11 protein-coding genes are annotated in these 17202 nt (G+C 70.1%); 8 read left to right on the plus strand and 3 right to left on the minus strand.

Annotated elements, in window-relative coordinates; translation table 11 throughout:
• Positions 1–10: 10 nt before the first annotated feature.
• Positions 11–841, minus strand: a complete 831-nt coding sequence (locus IE140_RS13455) for a hypothetical protein (protein ID WP_150192935.1) — start codon at positions 839–841, stop codon at positions 11–13.
• A gap of 662 nt (positions 842–1503) precedes the next feature.
• Between IE140_RS13455 and IE140_RS13460 the strand changes: the two genes are divergently transcribed.
• Both IE140_RS13460 and IE140_RS13465 read left to right on the plus strand, forming a co-directional pair.
• Entirely contained in the window at positions 1504–2553 is a 1050-nt protein-coding gene (locus tag IE140_RS13460; RefSeq protein WP_225683228.1) for a polyprenyl synthetase family protein, read from the plus strand.
• A 126-nt stretch (positions 2554–2679) separates the two neighbouring features.
• Positions 2680–4758 carry an ABC1 kinase family protein gene (locus tag IE140_RS13465; RefSeq protein ID WP_150192908.1) on the plus strand — a complete coding sequence of 693 codons (2079 nt, stop codon included), beginning with the start codon at positions 2680–2682 and terminating at the stop codon, positions 4756–4758.
• 26 nt (positions 4759–4784) lie between these two features.
• On the opposite strand, the gene IE140_RS13470 is transcribed toward IE140_RS13465, so the two are convergent.
• The gene (locus IE140_RS13470) at positions 4785–6005 is read right to left on the minus strand and encodes a cytochrome P450 family protein (RefSeq protein WP_093444278.1); all 1221 of its coding nucleotides are present in this window, start codon (positions 6003–6005) and stop codon (positions 4785–4787) included.
• A gap of 269 nt (positions 6006–6274) precedes the next feature.
• Between IE140_RS13470 and IE140_RS13475 the strand changes: the two genes are divergently transcribed.
• The 3 genes from IE140_RS13475 (at position 6275) to IE140_RS13485 (ending at position 10045) form a co-directional block, all read left to right on the plus strand.
• Positions 6275–7027, plus strand: coding sequence for an ABC transporter ATP-binding protein (locus IE140_RS13475; RefSeq protein ID WP_204163197.1), 753 nt, complete (start codon positions 6275–6277; stop codon positions 7025–7027).
• A complete protein-coding gene (locus IE140_RS13480) occupies positions 7027–9567 on the plus strand; it encodes an ABC transporter permease (protein ID WP_093444280.1) in 2541 nt (846 codons plus the stop codon). Before IE140_RS13475 ends, IE140_RS13480 begins: the two co-directional genes overlap by 1 nt.
• Positions 9568–9790: 223 nt before the next feature.
• On the plus strand, positions 9791–10045 hold the full coding sequence (locus tag IE140_RS13485; protein ID WP_032791501.1) for a LysR family transcriptional regulator: 255 nt from the start codon (positions 9791–9793) through the stop codon (positions 10043–10045).
• A 41-nt stretch (positions 10046–10086) separates the two neighbouring features.
• On the opposite strand, the gene IE140_RS13490 is transcribed toward IE140_RS13485, so the two are convergent.
• On the minus strand, positions 10087–10737 hold the full coding sequence (locus IE140_RS13490; RefSeq protein ID WP_093444281.1) for a response regulator: 651 nt from the start codon (positions 10735–10737) through the stop codon (positions 10087–10089).
• A 163-nt stretch (positions 10738–10900) separates the two neighbouring features.
• Here IE140_RS13490 and IE140_RS13495 point away from each other — a divergent pair, with 163 nt between their 5' ends.
• The 3 genes from IE140_RS13495 to IE140_RS13505 are packed head-to-tail and all read left to right on the plus strand — an operon-like array spanning position 10901 to position 17090.
• Positions 10901–14902, plus strand: coding sequence for a PA14 domain-containing protein (locus IE140_RS13495; RefSeq protein ID WP_150192907.1), 4002 nt, complete (start codon positions 10901–10903; stop codon positions 14900–14902).
• Positions 14899–15867, plus strand: a complete 969-nt coding sequence (locus IE140_RS13500; RefSeq protein ID WP_093444282.1) for a TauD/TfdA family dioxygenase — start codon at positions 14899–14901, stop codon at positions 15865–15867. The genes IE140_RS13495 and IE140_RS13500 overlap by 4 nt, the downstream gene beginning before the upstream one ends.
• A 2-nt stretch (positions 15868–15869) precedes the next feature.
• On the plus strand, positions 15870–17090 hold the full coding sequence (locus IE140_RS13505; protein ID WP_093444283.1) for a cytochrome P450: 1221 nt from the start codon (positions 15870–15872) through the stop codon (positions 17088–17090).
• Positions 17091–17202: the final 112 nt, after the last annotated feature.

Consider the following 17202-nt stretch of genomic DNA (forward strand, 5'->3'; position numbering starts at 1 on the left):
GTACGGCAACCTAGTGAAGTCCCTCGACCTGGTCCTTGGCCCACCACAGGAACGCGGCGGCGTGCTGCTGGTTGGCGAAGCCCTGGCCGACGAGGTCATTCAGCAGGTCGTTGCTCCAGAGGATGAGCCGGCCGAGGGTCCAGTTCACCGACTCGGGTGCCGGCAGTTCCAGTCCGTAGACCCTTCGCGCGATCTCGCGCTTGCCGCCCGCCTCCGTCGTGTACTTGAGGATCGTCAGGAACCGGTCGGGGTACATCACGCAGAGAACCCTCGTGAGAAGGGCCTCCTTGAAACCGGTCATGGCGAACGTCTTGGTGCCGTCCAGCAGGTGCTGGAGCCGGTCTTCGAGCGGCACGTCGTCGGGGCCGTACAGCAGGTACTCGATCGTCTCGCGGGTCGCCTCCCCGGCCGCGGCGTCGCCCATGTCGTTCCACGCGGAGTTGAAGGTGGCCTGGTTGCCGGGGCGGGCCCCGAGCTCGGAGTTGGCGAAGTCCTTGAGGACTCTGGGGTCGCACGCCCACAGTCCCTCGGGGGAAAAGATCTGCTGGTACTTCGACCAGTAGGCCGCCACGTCGGGGTCGAAGTCCGGTTTGACCGCGAGGTACTGCTCCTTCAGCCGGGCCACGCGCTCCAACTGCCCGGGATCGACGTCTCCGGGTTTCGGGAAACGGGCCTTGAGGTCGCCGATGGTGCGGAGCGGGTTCCTCTGCGGAACGGTGGGCTCCCTGTGCTCCCATTCGTAGCCGCACCGGTGCTTCACGAGCCGACGTCCGCCGTCCAGCGTGCGGATCACCTCGATGTCCTCGTCGTCGCTGCACAGTGGACACATAACCAACGCCATGGCTACCCCCGTTCCAACAGTGCTCGTGCCCGCTCGGAGCCGATGCACTTGTCCATCCAAGGGCTGCATTCTTGCACCCGGCAAAGGTGGGCGGATGTGGGGCCATCCGGCGAGACTGCCGCAGCCTCCGACGCAGTGGAGGACCGTCCGCCGGTTCGGTTCCGCTGTGGCGGCGACCAACAGGTCGGGCAGGGACAGAGCGCGGTGGGAGCAGGCGTTGAGAGCATGGCGCTGGATCTCGAGAGCGCGAATGAGGACGTCGTCGTCGGTGCGGAGGTAGTCGAAGGCGTGCAGCCGGGTGCTGATCCGCGTTGCTTCCGAGCTGTCGCGTGCAGGGTGGATCATCTCGAACTCGGTGGGCCGGCTGGTCCCGAGGATGCGCATGGCCTCGACAACCATGTCTTCGTCGAATCCCGAAGTCGGCGCAGTAGGACCAGCTCGGACCCCCTCCGAGCTGGTCCTACTGGATTCCTGGGCCGGCCTCGGGCCGCGGGCGGTCCCGGGTGGCTGAAGGTCTTCTGTTGCGATGGCAGGAAGGTGCCAACTCTTCCCTTCCGGCAGTCGGCCTGTCCTATGGTTTCGCTGGCCGGGGGGCTGTGCAGTGACGGGCGACTTCTCGCTTCCGAGCTGCCGGCGCACACAATGTTGTGGGGGAGTTTCTGATGCGATCGCACCGGAGCGCATTGGCTGCGCCCACGACGGACCGGGCCACAGGGACGCTGCTCGCTCAGCTGGAGATCGATGACGGTGAGCTGACGGCGCGGCTGGCCGACGGGCTCGAAGCGGCGGAGAAGGGGCTCCAGGACACCGCGGCCACCGCTGCGGACCCCCGGATCGCGGAGCTGACCGGGCATCTGGCCGCGTTCGGGGGCAAGCGGCTGCGGCCGCTCCTGGTGCTGCTGGGGGCGGAGTTCGGGGAGCCGTGGCGCGCGGGGGTGACCGAGGCCGCCGTCATCGCCGAGCTGGTCCATGTCTCCTCGCTCTACCACGACGATGTGATGGATGCCGCCACCACCCGGCACGGGGTGCCCAGCGCCAACGCCCGCTGGGGGGAGCGGTCCGCCGTCTTCGGCGGGGACTGGCTGCTGGCCCGCGCCGCGAAGCTCTCGGCGGCGCTCGGAGCCGAAACGATCCGGCTCAATGCGGAGGCGGCAGGGCGGTTGGTCACCGGGCAGCTCCGGGAACTCATGGGGCCGGCTCCGGGGGAGGACCCCGTCGACCACTACTTCCAGGTGCTCAACGGGAAGACGGCCGCGCTGTTCTCCCTGGCCCTGGCCATCGGCGCCCATCAGGCGGGCGCCCCCACCGCTTCGATCCAGGCGCTCGACGAGTACGGGAGACAGCTCGGCCTCGCCTTCCAGATAGCCGACGACCTGCTCGACCTCACCGCGCCGGTCGACTGGACCGGCAAGGAACGCGGGAAGGACCTGGCCACCGGAGTGGCCAGTCTCCCGGTCCTCCTCGCCCGCGCCGACGAGAGCGCGGACGGCGCCGAACTGCGGGAGATCCTGCTCGCCGGGCCGTTGACCGACACAGCGGTACGCCAACGAGCCCTGGAGCTCTTCCGGACCTCGCCGGCCCTCGCCACCACCGAGGACATGATGCACCGGCGGCTGGCCCGGGCGCGGGCCGCGATCCAGGGTCTCGCGCCGCACCCGGCGCACCAGGCCCTCCACGCGCTCTGCGCGTTCATGGCGGCGAGAACGGCGTAGGCCCGCGACTCGCGCGTGCCCCACGGCGGTCCCCGGCGGCCGTGCCCCCCACGGTGGCTCCTGGCCGCCGCACCGCAACCTCGACGCCTACCGCGCAGCTCATACGCTGACCGAAGGAACCGCTCCATGCAGGCTCTGGCCGCCGACAGCGTCGGCGACGTTCCCTTTGCTGTGTTCATCGTTCTGGCCGCGGCGGTCTCCCTCGGTGTGATCGTCTTCGCCGTCTCCACCGCCTCGCGCCGGCTGCTGGGCATCCGGGTCGGCCCCATGAGAGCCATGACGTCCGGCCTGGTCGGCCTGGCCGTTTTCATCCTCTTCGACCAGGTGGTGCGGGACGAGGAGAGTCTCAGAGCGCTCTCGACGGTTCAGGTGGCGCTGTCGCTGCTGGGCGCGATGGCCACCCTCGTGGTGGTCGAGGTCTTCGTCCCGTACGGCAGTTGGGCGCGGCCTCTCCAGATCGTGCGGACGCTGGGGCGCAGGCTCCGCCGTACGCGCCGCTACATCCAGATCAGCCGCATCTTCATGCGCCACGGGCTGGGGCGCTACCTGCGCGACCGGAGCAGCATGGACCGCGCTTTCGAGGCGAACGAGGCCGGTCGGCAGTCGGCCAGGGCGCTGCGACTCGCGCTGGAGGACTGCGGGGGCGCGCTGATCAAGCTGGGCCAGGTCCTGTCCACCCGGAGCGATCTGCTGCCCCCGCACTTCATCGACGAGCTGAGCCGGCTTCAGTCGAATGTTCCCCCGGCGCCGTGGCCCGAGGTGGCGGCGGTGCTCCACAAGGAGCTCGGCAAGCCGGTCGAGGAGGTCTTCGACTGGATCGAGCACGTGCCGCTCGCCGCCGCCTCGATCGCGCAGGTGCACCGGGCCCGGCTGCGCGGCGGGCCCAGCGTGGTCGTCAAGGTCCAGCGGCCGGGGATACGCGAGAGCATCGAGCGCGATCTCGACATCGTGCTCGCCATCACGCGCAGCCTCCAGGACCGGGCCAGGTCGGTGCACGCCCTCGGGCTGCGGGACCTGGGCGACGGCTTCTCCGTGTCCGTGCGCGAGGAGCTGGACTTCCGGATCGAGGCGCGCAACTCCTCGGCGGTGGCGGAGGCCTGCGACGGGTACGCGCCGGATGCGACGGTGCGCATCCCCCGGGTCCACTACGAGTTCACCTCGTCCCGCCTCCTGGTCCAGGAGTGGCTGGAGGGTGTCACGCTCGACCGCGCGGGGAAGGTGGCCGACGAGAAGGGGTGGGACCGGCACGCCCTGGCCCGTACCGCGCTGGGCGCCGTGCTGGACCAGATCCTCCGGTACGGCGTCTTCCACGCCGATCCCCATCCGGGCAACATGCTGCTGCTCGACGACGGGCGGCTCGGGCTGCTCGACTTCGGTTCGGTGGGCAGGATCGACCCGTCGGCGCGGCTCGCCATCCAGGAAGTGCTGGTCGCCATCGATCGGGGCGATCCCGCAGCCATGCACGACGCGTTGATCGACCTGCTGGGTACCCGGGCCACCTCGCGCGACGGCATCATGCCCGACTCGCTGCTCCTGGAACGGGCGTTGGGCAGGTTCATGGCCCAGCACCTCGGGGCCGGCGGTCAGCCCGACGCCGAGATGTTCACCGCCCTGTTCCGCATGCTGACCCGCTTCGACCTGGCAGTGCCCCCGGAGGTCGCCGCGGTCTTCCGGGCGATCGCCACGATCGAGGGCACCCTGGAGCGGCTCGCGCCGGGCTTCAACATCCTGGATGAATCACGGGCGTTCGCCGCCGATCTGCTCACCGACCGGCTGCATTTCGGCTCCCGGCGGAAGGCGGCGGGCGGGAAGACCGGCTTCGCCGGCTTCGACGTGCCGTCGCTGGCCCGGGAAGCGGCCCAGGAGGCGATGGCGATCCTGCCGATGCTGCGGAGGCTGCCGCGGCGGGCCGAGCGCATCAGCGCCTCGCTGGAGGAGGGGCGGCTCGCGGTGCGCGTGCGCGTCCTGGCCGACGAGCGGGAACAGCGCTTCGTCGCCGGCCTCGTCCACCAGGTGGTGATCAGCCTGCTCGCCGCCTGCACCGGGGTGATGGGCGTCATGCTGGTCGTGTTCGGAACCGGCAAGGGACCACGCGTCACCCCGCAGCTGGAGCTGTTCCCGCTGCTCGGCTACCACGCCCTCGTGGTGAGCGCCATCCTCACGCTCCGGGCGCTCTACACGGCGATGCGCAGATCCGTCCGGTGACCGGGACGGGTGCGGGACTCCACGGCTCACCGCAGCCTGACCGGAAGCTCCTTCAACGGGCGTACGACCACGTTCTGTTCGTACCGCAGTTCGGAGGGTGCGACGGCCAGCGAGACGGCGGGGAAGCGTTCGAAGAGCCGCCGGGAGCCGATCTCGGTGATGACCTTCGCCAGATGGGCGCCCGAGCAGTAGTGGATGCCGAAGCCGAAGCTGAGGTGGGCCGGCTTGTGCCGGTCGAGATCCAGCCGGTCCGGGTGGTCGGGGAACTGGTCCGTGTCGCGGTTGGTCGACATCACGCTGATGACGACGACCTCACCGGCGGGGACGGTCACCCCGCCGATCTCGACCGGTTCGGTGGTGACCCGCTGTAGCGCGTTGCTGATCGGGCCGACGTACCGGATGAGTTCGTCCATCGACTTGCCCCAGCGGCCGGGCTCCGCCAGCAGCTGGGACCGCTCCGCCGGATGGGTGAGAAGGGCGGCCATGACCCCGCCGAGCAGGCTGGCGGTGGTGTCGTTGCCGCCGGTCATCAGCGCGAAGCCGGTGGACAGGATCTCGGTGCCGGTCAGCCGGCGTTCCGGGTCGGCGTGGATGAGCGCGGAGAGGAGGTCGTCGCCCGGCTCCCGGCCCTTGCGTTCGATGAGCTCGGACATGTACGTCGACAGCTCCTGGATGCTGCGGTCCAGAACCCCGGAGCCGTCCGTGGGGGAGTACGTGCGCAGGGCGGCCGACCAGCGCAGGAAGTCGGGCCAGGCGTCGGCGGGTACGCCCATCAGCTCGGCGATCGTGATGACGGGCAGCGGGTCGGCGTAACCGGCGATCAGATCGGGGCGGGGGTGTGCCGCCAGCCGGTCCAGCAGCTCGTCGGCGATCTCCTCGACGCGCGGCCGCAGCGCTTCGGCCCTGCGCGGGGTGAAGGCGAAGCTGATCGCCCGGCGCAGCGGTGTGTGGCGCGGCGGCTCCAGATTGGCGAGGTGGTTCGCCTCCTCCGGTGGAGGGGTCATCGGCCGTCCGGTCCGCTTCGACATCAGCTCGTAGTGCACATGGATGTCGCGGCTCAGCCGGGGGTCGGCGAGCGCGTCCTTCGCGTCGTCGTACCGGGTCACCACCCAGACACGGTCCCCGCCCGGCATGGACAGCTCGCGTACGGGGCTCTCGCGCCGCACGTACTCCAGGATCGGATAGGGGTCCTGCGTGAAGTCGTTGGTGAGCATCCAGTACTTGGAGAGTGTCCGCGTGCCTGCCATGTCCGTCCTCCGGGCTGTGGGCGGGGTTGTCGGCCCGTCGTCGGGACGGTAGGTGAGCTCGCCCTTTCGGCGCATGCCTGGTTCCAAGAGTTCGAAGCGCGGGCGCGCGGGGGCGGCGTGCCCCGGATGCTCTCTGCCGAACGGTAGATGTGACGGGGCACTGCCCGCTCCTAGGCTTCGAGCGATCGCCGGGCATGGTGCACAGTGCTCCGGATCTCGACAGCCCGTGACACAGCCCGTTGGGGAGAGTGAACCGCGTGAGCGCGACGATGACGACGGAGCGGCAAGTAGCCGCTCGAGCCGTGAAAGTGGAGAAGTTGTACGGCGAGGGGGAGGCGCAGGTAGCCGCCCTCCGCGGGGTGGACATAGAGATCGTCCGGGGTGAGTTCACCGCCATCATGGGGCCCTCGGGCTCCGGCAAGTCCACGCTGATGCACTGTCTGGCCGGCCTGGACGTGGTCACATCGGGCGAGGTCTTCGTCGGTGACCAGCAGGTGAGCGGCATGTCCGAGAAGAACCTCACCCAGCTCCGCCGGAGCCAGATCGGCTTCATCTTCCAGCAGTTCAACCTGCTGCCGACGCTGACGGCGGAGGAGAACATCCTGCTGCCGCTGGCGATCGCCGGCCGCAAGCCCTCCAAGGACTGGTTCGACCGGGTCATCGACACCGTGGGTCTGGCCGAGCGGCTGAACCACCGGCCGACCGAGCTGTCCGGCGGTCAGCAGCAGCGTGTGGCGTGCGCACGCGCTCTCGTGTCCCAGCCGGACGTCATCTTCGCGGACGAGCCCACCGGGAACCTGGACTCCACGTCGGGTACGGATGTGCTCAAGTTCCTGCGGGACTCGGTCCGTTCGCTGGGACAGACGATCGTCATGGTCACGCACGACCCGAGCGCGGCGGCGTACGCGGACCGGGTGGTGTTCCTCGCCGACGGCCGGATCGTCAACGAGCTCAGGGACCCGACGGCGGACACCGTGCTGGACGCGATGCGGAAGCTCGATGGCCGCGAGCGGGTGGCGTGATGCTGAAGGCGACGCTGAAGAGCCTGCTCTCGCGCAAGCTGCGGCTCATCCTCTCGGGTCTGGCCGTGGTGCTGGCCGTGATGTTCGTGTCCGGGTCCATGGTCATCCGGGACACGCTCGGCCGGTCCATCGACGCGCAGTTCGCCGGAGCCTATGACGACACCGATCTCCAGGCGTCGCTCAAGCCGAAGGTGGACGCGGACGTCGGCGACTCCGAGGTCGTCCCCGTGACCGACGCGGCTGCCGTCGAGCGGGTCTCCAAGGTCTCCGGTGTCGAGCGCGCCCGCGGGGTCGTCCAGGCCGAGGGCGCCCGTGTCCTGGGCAAGGACGGCAAGCTGGTGCCGAGCACCGGCGGTCCGCGGTACGGCGAGAGCTGGCGCGGGGAGAGCGATCTGATCGCCCTGCGTTCCGGCCACGAGCCGCGTACGGAATCGGAAGTGGCGATCAACGCCGGACTGGCCGAGAAGGCCGGCTTCAAGGTCGGCGACCGGATCCAGGTGCTGACCACCGAGCCGCAGAAGACCTTCACCGTGGCCGGCGTGTTCGGTTACTCGGGCGACCGGGACGCCATCGGCGGCGAGCAGACGGTGGCGTTCACCGAGCCGGTGGCCCAGGAGCTGATGACGGGTACGCCGGGAGGATTCACCGGCATCACCGTCGACACGGCCTCGGGCGCGTCGGTCGCCGCGGTGAAGACCGCGATCGGCAAGGAACTGGGCGACACCTTCCGGGTCGCGACCGGGGAGGAGCTCTCCAAGAAGGCGTCCGACAAGTCGCGTGGCGTCCTCGATCTGATGAGCCAGCTGCTGCTGGGATTCGCCGCGGTCGCGGTGCTCGTCGGTGTCTTCCTCATCGTCAACACCTTCTCGATCATCATCGCGCAGCGCATGCGGGAACTCGCCCTGCTGCGGGCGCTGGGGGCCAGCCCCCGCCAGGTGATCGGTTCGGTGCTCCTGGAGTCCTTCGTGGTCGGCCTCGTCGCCTCGGCGATCGGGCTGGCGGCCGGTGTCGGGATCGGCGCGCTCGGCGCGAGCATGCTGGCCGGCAGTACTGACGGTCTCAAGGTGGCGCCGCTGGGCGTGCCGGCGAGCGCCGTGATCACCGCTTTCGCGGTCGGCATCCTGGTGACCATGTTCTCCGCGCTCTTCCCGGCGCTGAAGGCGGCGAAGGTCGCCCCGATCTCGGTCATCCGCGCGGCCGTCAACCCGGAGGGCAAGCACCGCAAGCAGACCTGGACCGGTGGGATCCTGTTCGGGCTCGGCATCCTCATGCTGGCGCTGGGCCTCTTCGGATCCAGCGGCATCGCACTGATCCTGACCGGTGTGCTCTTCACCTTCGTCGGGGTCGCGCTCCTCACCCCGCTGTTCAGCCGCCCCACGGTCTGGGCGCTGGGCGCCCTGTTCGCCCGGTCGCTGCCCGGGCAGCTGGGCCGGCGCAACTCGGCGCGCAATCCGCGGCGTACCGCGGTGACCGCCTCGGCGATGATGATCGGCGTCGCGCTGGTCACCGCGATCAGCACGGTGGCCGTCTCGTCGGAGAACAGTGTCACCGACGAGCTCTCCCGCGACCTCAAGGCCCAGCTCGTGGCCATGGGCGAGGGCGGTTCGGCGGCCTCCGCGACCATCGACCCGGCCGCGCTGACCGCCGTCGGCGAGGTGAGCGGCGTCAAGAACGTCGCCGCCGCGATGCTCGACTCGGGCAAGGTCGGCAAGGAGGCCGCGGGCGTCGCCTCCTGGCAGGACTGGGGGAAGGCGCGGGAAGTCCTGGGCCTGAAGGGCGACAAGGGGAACATCGACTCGCCGGGCGACGGCGAGGTCGTGATGAACACCGCCACCGCGAAGAGCCACGACCTCAAGACCGGTGACAAGGTCGTCGTCCAGCTCCAGCGCGGCGAGCCGCACACCTACGTGCTGGCGGGAACCTTCAAGGACTCGAACCTGGCCAACAGCGTGGTCGTCCCGTGGGCCGACGCGCAGACCGGATTCCGCAACAAGCTGCCTTCGCAGGCCTTCTTCCAGCTGGAGGACGGCGCCAAGACGGCCGCGGTGCAGTCGGAGATCGAGGGGCTCCTCAAGGACAGCCCCGAGGTGTCGGTGCAGACCAAGTCCGATGTCATCGGGCAGTTCAGCCAGGGGTTCGCGATGATGCTCACGGTGGTCCAGGCCCTGCTGGGCGTGGCCATGCTGATCGCGGTGCTGGGCATCATCAACACCCTGGCCCTCTCGATCCTGGAGCGGACGAAGGAGATGGGCGCGCTGCGGGCCATCGGCCTCAGCCGCGGCCAGACGGTCCGTATGATCATGACGGAGTCAGTGGTGATCTCACTGTTCGGCGCGGTGCTCGGCATCGCGGTCGGCGGGCTGCTCGGACTGGCCGTGGCCCATGCCATGAAGGACCAGGGTGTCAGCCAGCTGTCACTGCCCTGGACGCAGATGATCGCCTATCTGATCGGCGCGATGGTCGTCGGCGTCATCGCCTCGCTGGCTCCGGCCCGCCGTGGCGCCCGTCTGAACGTGCTGAGGGCTATCGGGCACGAATAGGAGAAATCTTCTCGACCACAGGCCGAATGATGTCCCTCGGGGAAGGTGCCCGAGGGACCTTCGGCATGCCTGAAACAGCCGAATCGCGCCGATTGCAGCTTCCTGCATCCCCCATTGCCTACCCACTTTGACTGCGTTGATATGGAGGCGAATTCATTGGTGCCGGCGCCTGGCGTCGGAACGCGGTGAGCCGGCTTGCGGCTCGCCGGAGACAGGGGGACAGATGCACGAGCGGGAGTTCCGGGCTTTTGTATCCATAGCGGAGATCGGCCGCATGGATCAGGCTGCGAAGGTACTGGGGTATTCGCAGCCGGCCGTCAGCTACCAGATCAAGTGCCTGGAGCAGATGCTGGGTACGAAGCTCTTCACCCGGGACTCCACAGGGGCGCGGCTCACCAGGGAGGGGCGCATGATCCTCCCGTCCGCCCGTGCCGTGCTTGCCCTCATCGACAGCATGAAGGGCGTCTGCGCGGCCTGACGGAGGGGGCTCCGGGCCGGTGGTCCGGCCCGGAGCCCAGGTCAGTCGGGCCGGATGTTCTCCCAGACCCAGGCCGCGATGCCGACACGGTTACGGACGTCGAGTTTGCGCTGGATGTTGGCGACATGGGTCTTGGCGGTGCCGGAGGAGATGAACAACTCCGCTCCGATCTCCGCGTTGGTGAGGCCCTTGGCGACGAGCCGGGCGATTTCGATCTCACGCTCGGTGAGAGCCTCGGCCGGCTGCTTGCCCCGGTTCTGGTCCCGTCCCTGAAGGTGTTTCAGCAGTTTCACGGTCACCGACGGGCTGATCATCGTGTCGCCCGCCATCGCGGCGCGGACCGCCTCCACGAGCAGGGCGGGCCCCGACCGCTTCAGCAGGAATCCGCAGGCGCCGTGACGCAGGGCGGCATGGACGTACTCGTCCAGGTCGAAAGTGGTCACGACGATGACGCGGACCGGGTTCTCCACCTGGGGTCCGGCGAGCAGACGGGTGACCTCCAGGCCGTCCATCCGCGGCATACGGATATCCGCCAGGACGACGTCGGGACGTAGCTTCGCGGCCAGTTCGACGGCCTGCAATCCGTCGACGGCCTCACCGACAACCTCCATGTCCGGTTGGGAGTCGAGGATCAGCCGGAATCCGACTCGGACTGATTCCTGGTCGTCTGCGAGAAGTATGCGGGTGGTCACAATCAATACCGTAGCCGCCGGTGGCACTGCGTAGCCACCGGATCGCGTATTCAAAGATTCTCTGCGGGCTATGGGCCGGATACCGCTGTTCGGCAGTATCGCGACAGATACCTCTCGACCGCCGTACGCGGTGCGTTTTCCTACGAGGAGTGGTGGGGTGGGCATGGCTCACAGCAGAAGGCTCGGAGCGGCCGTGGCGAGCGGGGCGGCAGTCTCCCTCGCAATCGCGCTGCTCGGCTCCGAGACGCCGGTGTCGGCGCGGGAGGGAGGTGCGCACGATGTGGCTCTGCTGCCGGCCGTGTCCGGGTCCCCGGTCCAGGCGGCCTGGCCCGACGGCGTGTTCGGCGCGGCGCCGAAGGCCTCAGGCGGTCCCGCGGCGCGGGCAGCCGGGCCCCGGGACGGGGCGGTCCTGACGGACACGCGTCCCGAGCTGGCCGTCGAACGGACCAAGGGCGCCCGGGCGTACGAGTTCGTGATCGGCACGGGCGCGGACCCGCGCACCGGCCAGGTGACCTCCTCCGGGTGGATCTCGCAGCCCCGCTGGAAGGTGCCCGCCGGTCTGCTGAAGGACGCCGGGGAGTACCGGTGGACCGTGCGGGTCCGGCACCACGACGGCCGTGCCGGCGCCGACGCCCCGGCCAGGTCCTTCACCGTCGACCAGCGCCTCGTCGGCGCGGAGGCGGGCCCCTCGCCGACGGACACCCTCGGCCCCGTGACGGTCAACCTCGCCACCGGCAATGTGAGCGCCTCCGTCAACACCGCGCAGGTCCCCACCGGCGCGGGCCAGCTCGGCGCCACCTTCAGTTACAACTCGCAGGCCGTGGCCGACTCCGGCCTGACCGGCTCGTACTTCCCGGGTGACTCGGCGACCGGAATCGGCGCCGAGGAGCGTCCCGCCGCCGTGCGCACCGACGCCCGGATCGGCTTCCGCTGGGGTGCCGAGGCCCCCTACCCGGAGGCCGACGCGGACTCCCCCTTCCGCGTGCGCTGGACCGGAAAGCTGCGGGTGCCGGACCACGGAAGGTACCGGCTGGGCGGCGCGCACGACGGCGGGCTGCGGATCTGGCTCGACGGAAAGCTGGTGCTGGACGACTGGGACGGTACCGCCGCCACGGGCGCCGGCGCGTCCTACGGCAAGGCGCTCACGCTCCGTGCCGGGCGTACGCATGACCTCAAGGTCGAGTACCGGCGTACCGACGCCGGCGGAGAGGTCGGACTCTGGGCCCGCCGGGGCGGCCGTGCCGTCGCCGTGCCGGCCTCGTGGCTCTCGCCGTCCGGCTCCGTGCTGCCCCCGGGCTGGACCGTGACGCCCGCCGCCGAGGGCGGGGCGACCGCCGGTGCGGCCAACTCCGTCCAGGGCCCCGGGTCCGCCGCGGCCGCTCCCGGAGCCGAGGCCGACCGCGGCCAGGAGGGCGCGCCCGCGACCGGGAGCGCTGCGCCGGACACCGCCGGGATGCGTGCCGCCAAGGGCGGGAGCAAGGACAAGGACAAGGGCAAGGACGAACAGGTCCCCGAGTCCGGTCCGGACGCCCAGACCGGTCTGATCAAAGCGGCCGAGGAGCAGGGGCTGACCTTCTCCTACGCGGGCAGCGCCGAGTGCGCGGACAAGGCGGCACCGGCCGGCTTCGTCTGCGCGGTCGCGGTGCCGGGCGCCGGGACGACGCAACTGCACTACCGCGAGGGCAAGCTGACCCGGTTCGAGAACCCGGGAGCGGAGAAGACCGACCTGGGATTCAGCGCCGACCACCGGCTGACGGCGGTACGCACCCCGCTGATGATGGACTGGATCGCCGTGGACCCCGCCCGGCGGGACTCGAAGGCGGCCCAGTACCGCGTCGACTACTCCCGGGGCGGCCAGTTCCCGAAGAGTGTCACGGGCCCCGAGCCCACCGGATTCGCCACCGGTGACCCCAGGAGCCCGCGGCACGCGTACACCTTCCGCACGGGCGGCGCCGATGTGCGGGTCGCCGGGGTGGACACCCCGCGCCGCACCACGCACGACGCCTCCGGCCGGCTGCTGACCGACACCGACGCGACCGGGCGCACCGTGCGCACGGCGTGGACGCCCGCGGACCAGGTCGCGTCGCGCACCGACGCGGCGGGGCTCGTGACGACCACGGTGTACGACGAGAACACCGGGCAGCCCTCGGGGACGTACGGGCCGGGGCCGGCCAAGTGCTTCGGTCCCGACCTGACCCCGGTGAGCCCGGCGCCCGCCGGCTGTGCGCGGATCCCGGCCGAGACGACGACCCTCGGGCCCACGGGCATCACCACCGTCCGCGCCGACAGCGACGGGGTTCCCGAGCGGGTCGTGGAGAACCGCTTCAACGCGATGGGCATCCCGGACACCACCGTCGTGGACCCCAAGGGCCTGGCCCTGGCGACCACCATGGAGTTCGACGAGACCTTCCGGCCCGTCGCGCAGAAGCTGCCGAGCGGCGCCAAGCGGACGTACGAGTTCCATGGCCCGGACGAGCGGGTCGACAACCCCTGCACGCCCGAGAACGACCCGGCTCCCCAGCGCGGCCTGCCCAAGTCCGTGAGCTCCGCCGTTCCGGGCGCCGGAAAGACGCCGCGGGCGGAGAAGTTCGTCTTCAACGCCAGGGGACTGCCCGCCGCCGTCAACTTCGGCGGGGGTGACTGGACCTGTGTCACCTACGACGACCGCGGCCGCATCTCCAAGATGTTCATCCCCGGCAACGATGCGCTGGCCGAGCGCACGGTCGTCTACGACCTCGCGATCGGCGGCGACCCCCTCCTCGGCGGCTCGACCGAGCCGGACCACACCGTGCGGATCCGCACGGACCTGCTGGGCCGCGCGATCGAGTTCACCGACACCTACGGCACCCGCACCGAGACGTTCTTCGACCGGGCGGGCCGGCCGGTGACCGAGAAGGTGACGCCGCCGAACCACCGCGACGCGGCGCAGATCAAGCGGACGCGCTACGACGCCGCGGGCCGGGTGCTCTCCGTCGAACTGGACGGCAGGAGCCTGGCGAGGACGGAGTACGACGCGGGCGGCCGGCTCGCCGGTGTGCGGTACGGCAACGCGACCCGGCTGACCGTCGGGCGTGACGAGGCCGGCCGGATCGTGGCGAAGAACTGGCTGCTGGCCGACGGCCGGAAGGTCGCGGCCGAGGTCACCCGGTCCCGCTCCGGCACGATCGTGGACGAGTCCGTGGCGGGCGAGGAAGGCCGTACGGACGGGCCGGACTTCCGCTACGACGGGGCCGGACGCCTCGTGGAGGCCTGGCTGAAGGGACACCGGTACGGCTACGACTTCACCTCGGCGGCCCCCGCCGACTGCCCGGAGGGCACCCGTTCCAACGCGGGCCTGAACTCCAACCGGGTCCGTCTGACCGACCGTACGGCCGAGGGAACGACCGAGACCGGCTACTGCTACGACGACGCCGACCGGCTGATCGCCACCACCGGGGACAACCCGGTGACCGGCTTCAGCTACGCCGAGAACGGTCACCTGACCGGCTACGGGCCCGAGGACGCCAGGACGACGCAGCGGTCGGACGCCGGTGAGCGCTACCTCGGCGGCGGCACGAGCGGTCCGGGCGCGGTGGACGTCACGTACACGGAGGACACCGTCGACCACCAGGTGGGCCGCAAGGTCACCGGTGCGGGCGCGGAGGAACACCTCTACGGAAACACCTCGATGGACGACGCGGACCTCGACCTGGTCCTGCGGACGGACAAGCGGGTGCTGTCCCGGATCGTGGCGCTGCCCGGCGGTGTGGTCCTCGGCACGAAGGACGCCGCGTACAGCGGCAAGGAGACCTGGAGCCACCCGACGGTGCGCGGGGACATCTTCCTCGTGACGGGTGACAACGGCCGGCAGGCCGGCGGGATCTACCGCTACACCCCGTTCGGCGAACCGCTGGACGCGAAGGGCGCGGTGGACCGCGACCACGTGCCCGACAACATGCCCGGTGACTTCGACCACGGGTGGCTGGGCCAGTACCAGGTGCTCACCGAGCACTCCGGCGCGCAGTACGTGACCGTGCTGGACACCCGGGTGTTCAACCTGGCCTTCGGCAGGTTCTCCGCCCCCGTGGGCGACGGCCCCTTCCTCAACGGCTACGAGTACGCGGCCGGTGACCCGGTCAACCACACGAGCATCAACGGATTCGACCTCGAGGTGGAGACAGAATGATCAAGACGCCCTTTACCGACGCCGAGGCCGAAGTCCTCGAGCACAACGGAACCCGGCTCGTGCGCGTCCGCCCTCGGCACGACGGGGACCACCGCGCCTGGTTCACGGCCAACACCGAAGCCTTCCGCTCGGCGATGTACGAGCACGCGGCGGTGATGGTGAAGGACTGCGGGATCGTCGAACAGAGCGAACTGGCCGTCCTCGCCGAGGAGATCGGCGGCAGCACCCTCGAGTACAACGAGCGCTCGACGCCCCGCAGCCGGGTCACCGGCAAGGTGTACACCTCGACGGAGTACCCGGCCGACCAGAGCATTCCGCAGCACAACGAGAGCGCGTACTCGGAGAACTGGCCGCACAACGTCTTCTTCTTCTGCGCCCTCGCGGCGCGCACCGGCGGAGAGACCCCGGTGGCCGACAGCGGCGCCGTGCTCGACCGGCTGCCGGCCGGTCTCGTCCGGCGGTTCGAGGAGAAGGGCGTCGTGTACACCCGCACCTACCGCACCGGCATGGGGCTGTCCTGGCAGGAGGGGTTCCAGACCGACGACAAGGGTTACGTGGAGAGCTACTGCGCCGACCACAACATCCAGACGGACTGGGACGGCGACCTGCTGCGCACGCGGCAGAAGCGCCAGGCGGTGACCGTGCACCCGGTCACCGGCCGGAAGGTGTGGTTCAACCAGGCCCACCTGTTCCATGTGAACGCGCTGCCCGAGGACGTACGCGAAGGCCTGCTCGAGATCTGCGGCGAGGACGGACTGCCGCGCAACGCCTACTACGGCGACGGCACCCCCATCACCGCGGACGAGCTGGCCACCATCCTCGGCGTCTACGACGAGACGACCCTCGCCGAGACCTGGGGCACCGGGGACCTGCTCGGGATCGACAACATCCTCACCTCGCACGGCCGCCGCCCCTTCACCGGGGACCGCAAGGTACTGGTGGCCATGACGCAGCGCGAGGCATAGCCATGGCCGTGGCCACGCAGCCGCCGGGGAACGTGGATCTCAGCGACCCGCAGACCTTCCTGGACCATGATCTGGTGCCGATGTGGCAGCGGTTCAGGCGGGAGAGTCCCGTCCACTGGCATGCCGTCGAGGGCTGGAAGGTGCCCGGTTTCTGGGTGCTCTCCCGCTACGACGACGTCATGTCCGTCTACCGGGACAACAAGAGGTTCACCTCGGAGCGGGGCAACGTCCTCGCCACCCTCCTGGAGGGCGGCGACTCGGCGGCGGGCAAGATGCTGGCGGTCACCGACGGCCGACGCCACCGCGAGCTGCGCAATCTGCTGCTGAAGGCCTTCGCGCCCCGGGTGCTGGAGCGTGTGGTCGAGGGGGTGCGGCGCCGGGCCGACCGGCTGGTGCGCCAGGGGCTCGAACGCGGGGACTGCGACTTCGCGCAGGACATCGCGGAACACATCCCCATGGCCACCATCGCCGATCTGCTGGGGGTCCCCGCGTCCGACCGGGACTATCTGCTCTCGCTGACCAAACAGGCGCTCAGCGCGGAGGAGGCCGGCCAGTCGGGCGACGAGGCCCTCGTCGCCCGGCAGGAGCTCCTCCTCTACTTCGCCGATCTGGCGGAGGACCGCCGCGAGAACCCGGAGAGCGACGTGGTGAGCGTGCTCGCCACGGCCACGATCGACGGCGAACCGCTCACCGAGCAGGAGATCGTCTTCAACTGCTACAGCGTGATCATCGGCGGCGACGAGACCAGCCGGCTTTCGATGATCGGCGGGATGCACGAGCTGATGGAGCATCCCGGGCAGTGGCGGCGGCTGAGCTCCGGAGAGGTCTCCGTGGACAGCGCGGTGGAGGAGGTGCTGCGCTGGGTGACGCCGGCCATGCACTTCGGCCGCCGGGCCCTGACGGACGTGGAGATCGGCGGTACGACGATCCGGGCCGATGACGTCGTCACCCTGTGGAACACCTCGGCCAACCACGACGAGGAGATCTTCGACGACCCCGGCACATTCGACCTCGGCAGGACACCCAACAAGCATGTGTCCTTCGGCTACGGACCCCATTTCTGCCTCGGCGCCTATCTGGGCCGGGCGGAGATCCACGCCATGCTGACCGCCCTGCGGACCCATGTGTCAGAGGCGGCGCCCACCGGGCCCGCCAAACCCATCCACTCCAATTTCCTGCGCGGGTACAGCAGTCTGCCCGTCTCCATGCGTCCGCACCGGTAGGACCGTCCCCCGCTTCTGCCGGTGTGAACGAACGAGTGCCCCGACCTCCCCTTGGTCGGGGCACTCCATTCTTGCGCCGCCGTCTAGACCGTCGCGCCCGCGTTGACCAGGG

The sequence above is a fragment of the Streptomyces parvus genome, from assembly GCF_014648875.1.
GTDB classification, from domain to species: Bacteria; Actinomycetota; Actinomycetes; order Streptomycetales; family Streptomycetaceae; genus Streptomyces; species Streptomyces parvus.

Excerpts from the sequence above, each read along its gene's own strand:
- IE140_RS13485 (WP_032791501.1), top strand. The coding sequence starts at position 9,791 with ATGCACGAGCGGGAGTTCCGGGCTTTTGTATCCATAGCGGAGATCGGC.
- IE140_RS13470 (WP_093444278.1), bottom strand. The coding sequence starts at position 6,005 with ATGGCAGGCACGCGGACACTCTCCAAGTACTGGATGCTCACCAACGAC.
- IE140_RS13465 (WP_150192908.1), top strand. The coding sequence starts at position 2,680 with ATGCAGGCTCTGGCCGCCGACAGCGTCGGCGACGTTCCCTTTGCTGTG.
- IE140_RS13455 (WP_150192935.1), bottom strand. The coding sequence starts at position 841 with ATGGCGTTGGTTATGTGTCCACTGTGCAGCGACGACGAGGACATCGAG.
- IE140_RS13460 (WP_225683228.1), top strand. The coding sequence starts at position 1,504 with ATGCGATCGCACCGGAGCGCATTGGCTGCGCCCACGACGGACCGGGCC.
- IE140_RS13475 (WP_204163197.1), top strand. The coding sequence starts at position 6,275 with ATGACGACGGAGCGGCAAGTAGCCGCTCGAGCCGTGAAAGTGGAGAAG.
- IE140_RS13500 (WP_093444282.1), top strand. The coding sequence starts at position 14,899 with ATGATCAAGACGCCCTTTACCGACGCCGAGGCCGAAGTCCTCGAGCAC.
- IE140_RS13480 (WP_093444280.1), top strand. The coding sequence starts at position 7,027 with ATGCTGAAGGCGACGCTGAAGAGCCTGCTCTCGCGCAAGCTGCGGCTC.
- IE140_RS13505 (WP_093444283.1), top strand. The coding sequence starts at position 15,870 with ATGGCCGTGGCCACGCAGCCGCCGGGGAACGTGGATCTCAGCGACCCG.
- IE140_RS13495 (WP_150192907.1), top strand. The coding sequence starts at position 10,901 with ATGGCTCACAGCAGAAGGCTCGGAGCGGCCGTGGCGAGCGGGGCGGCA.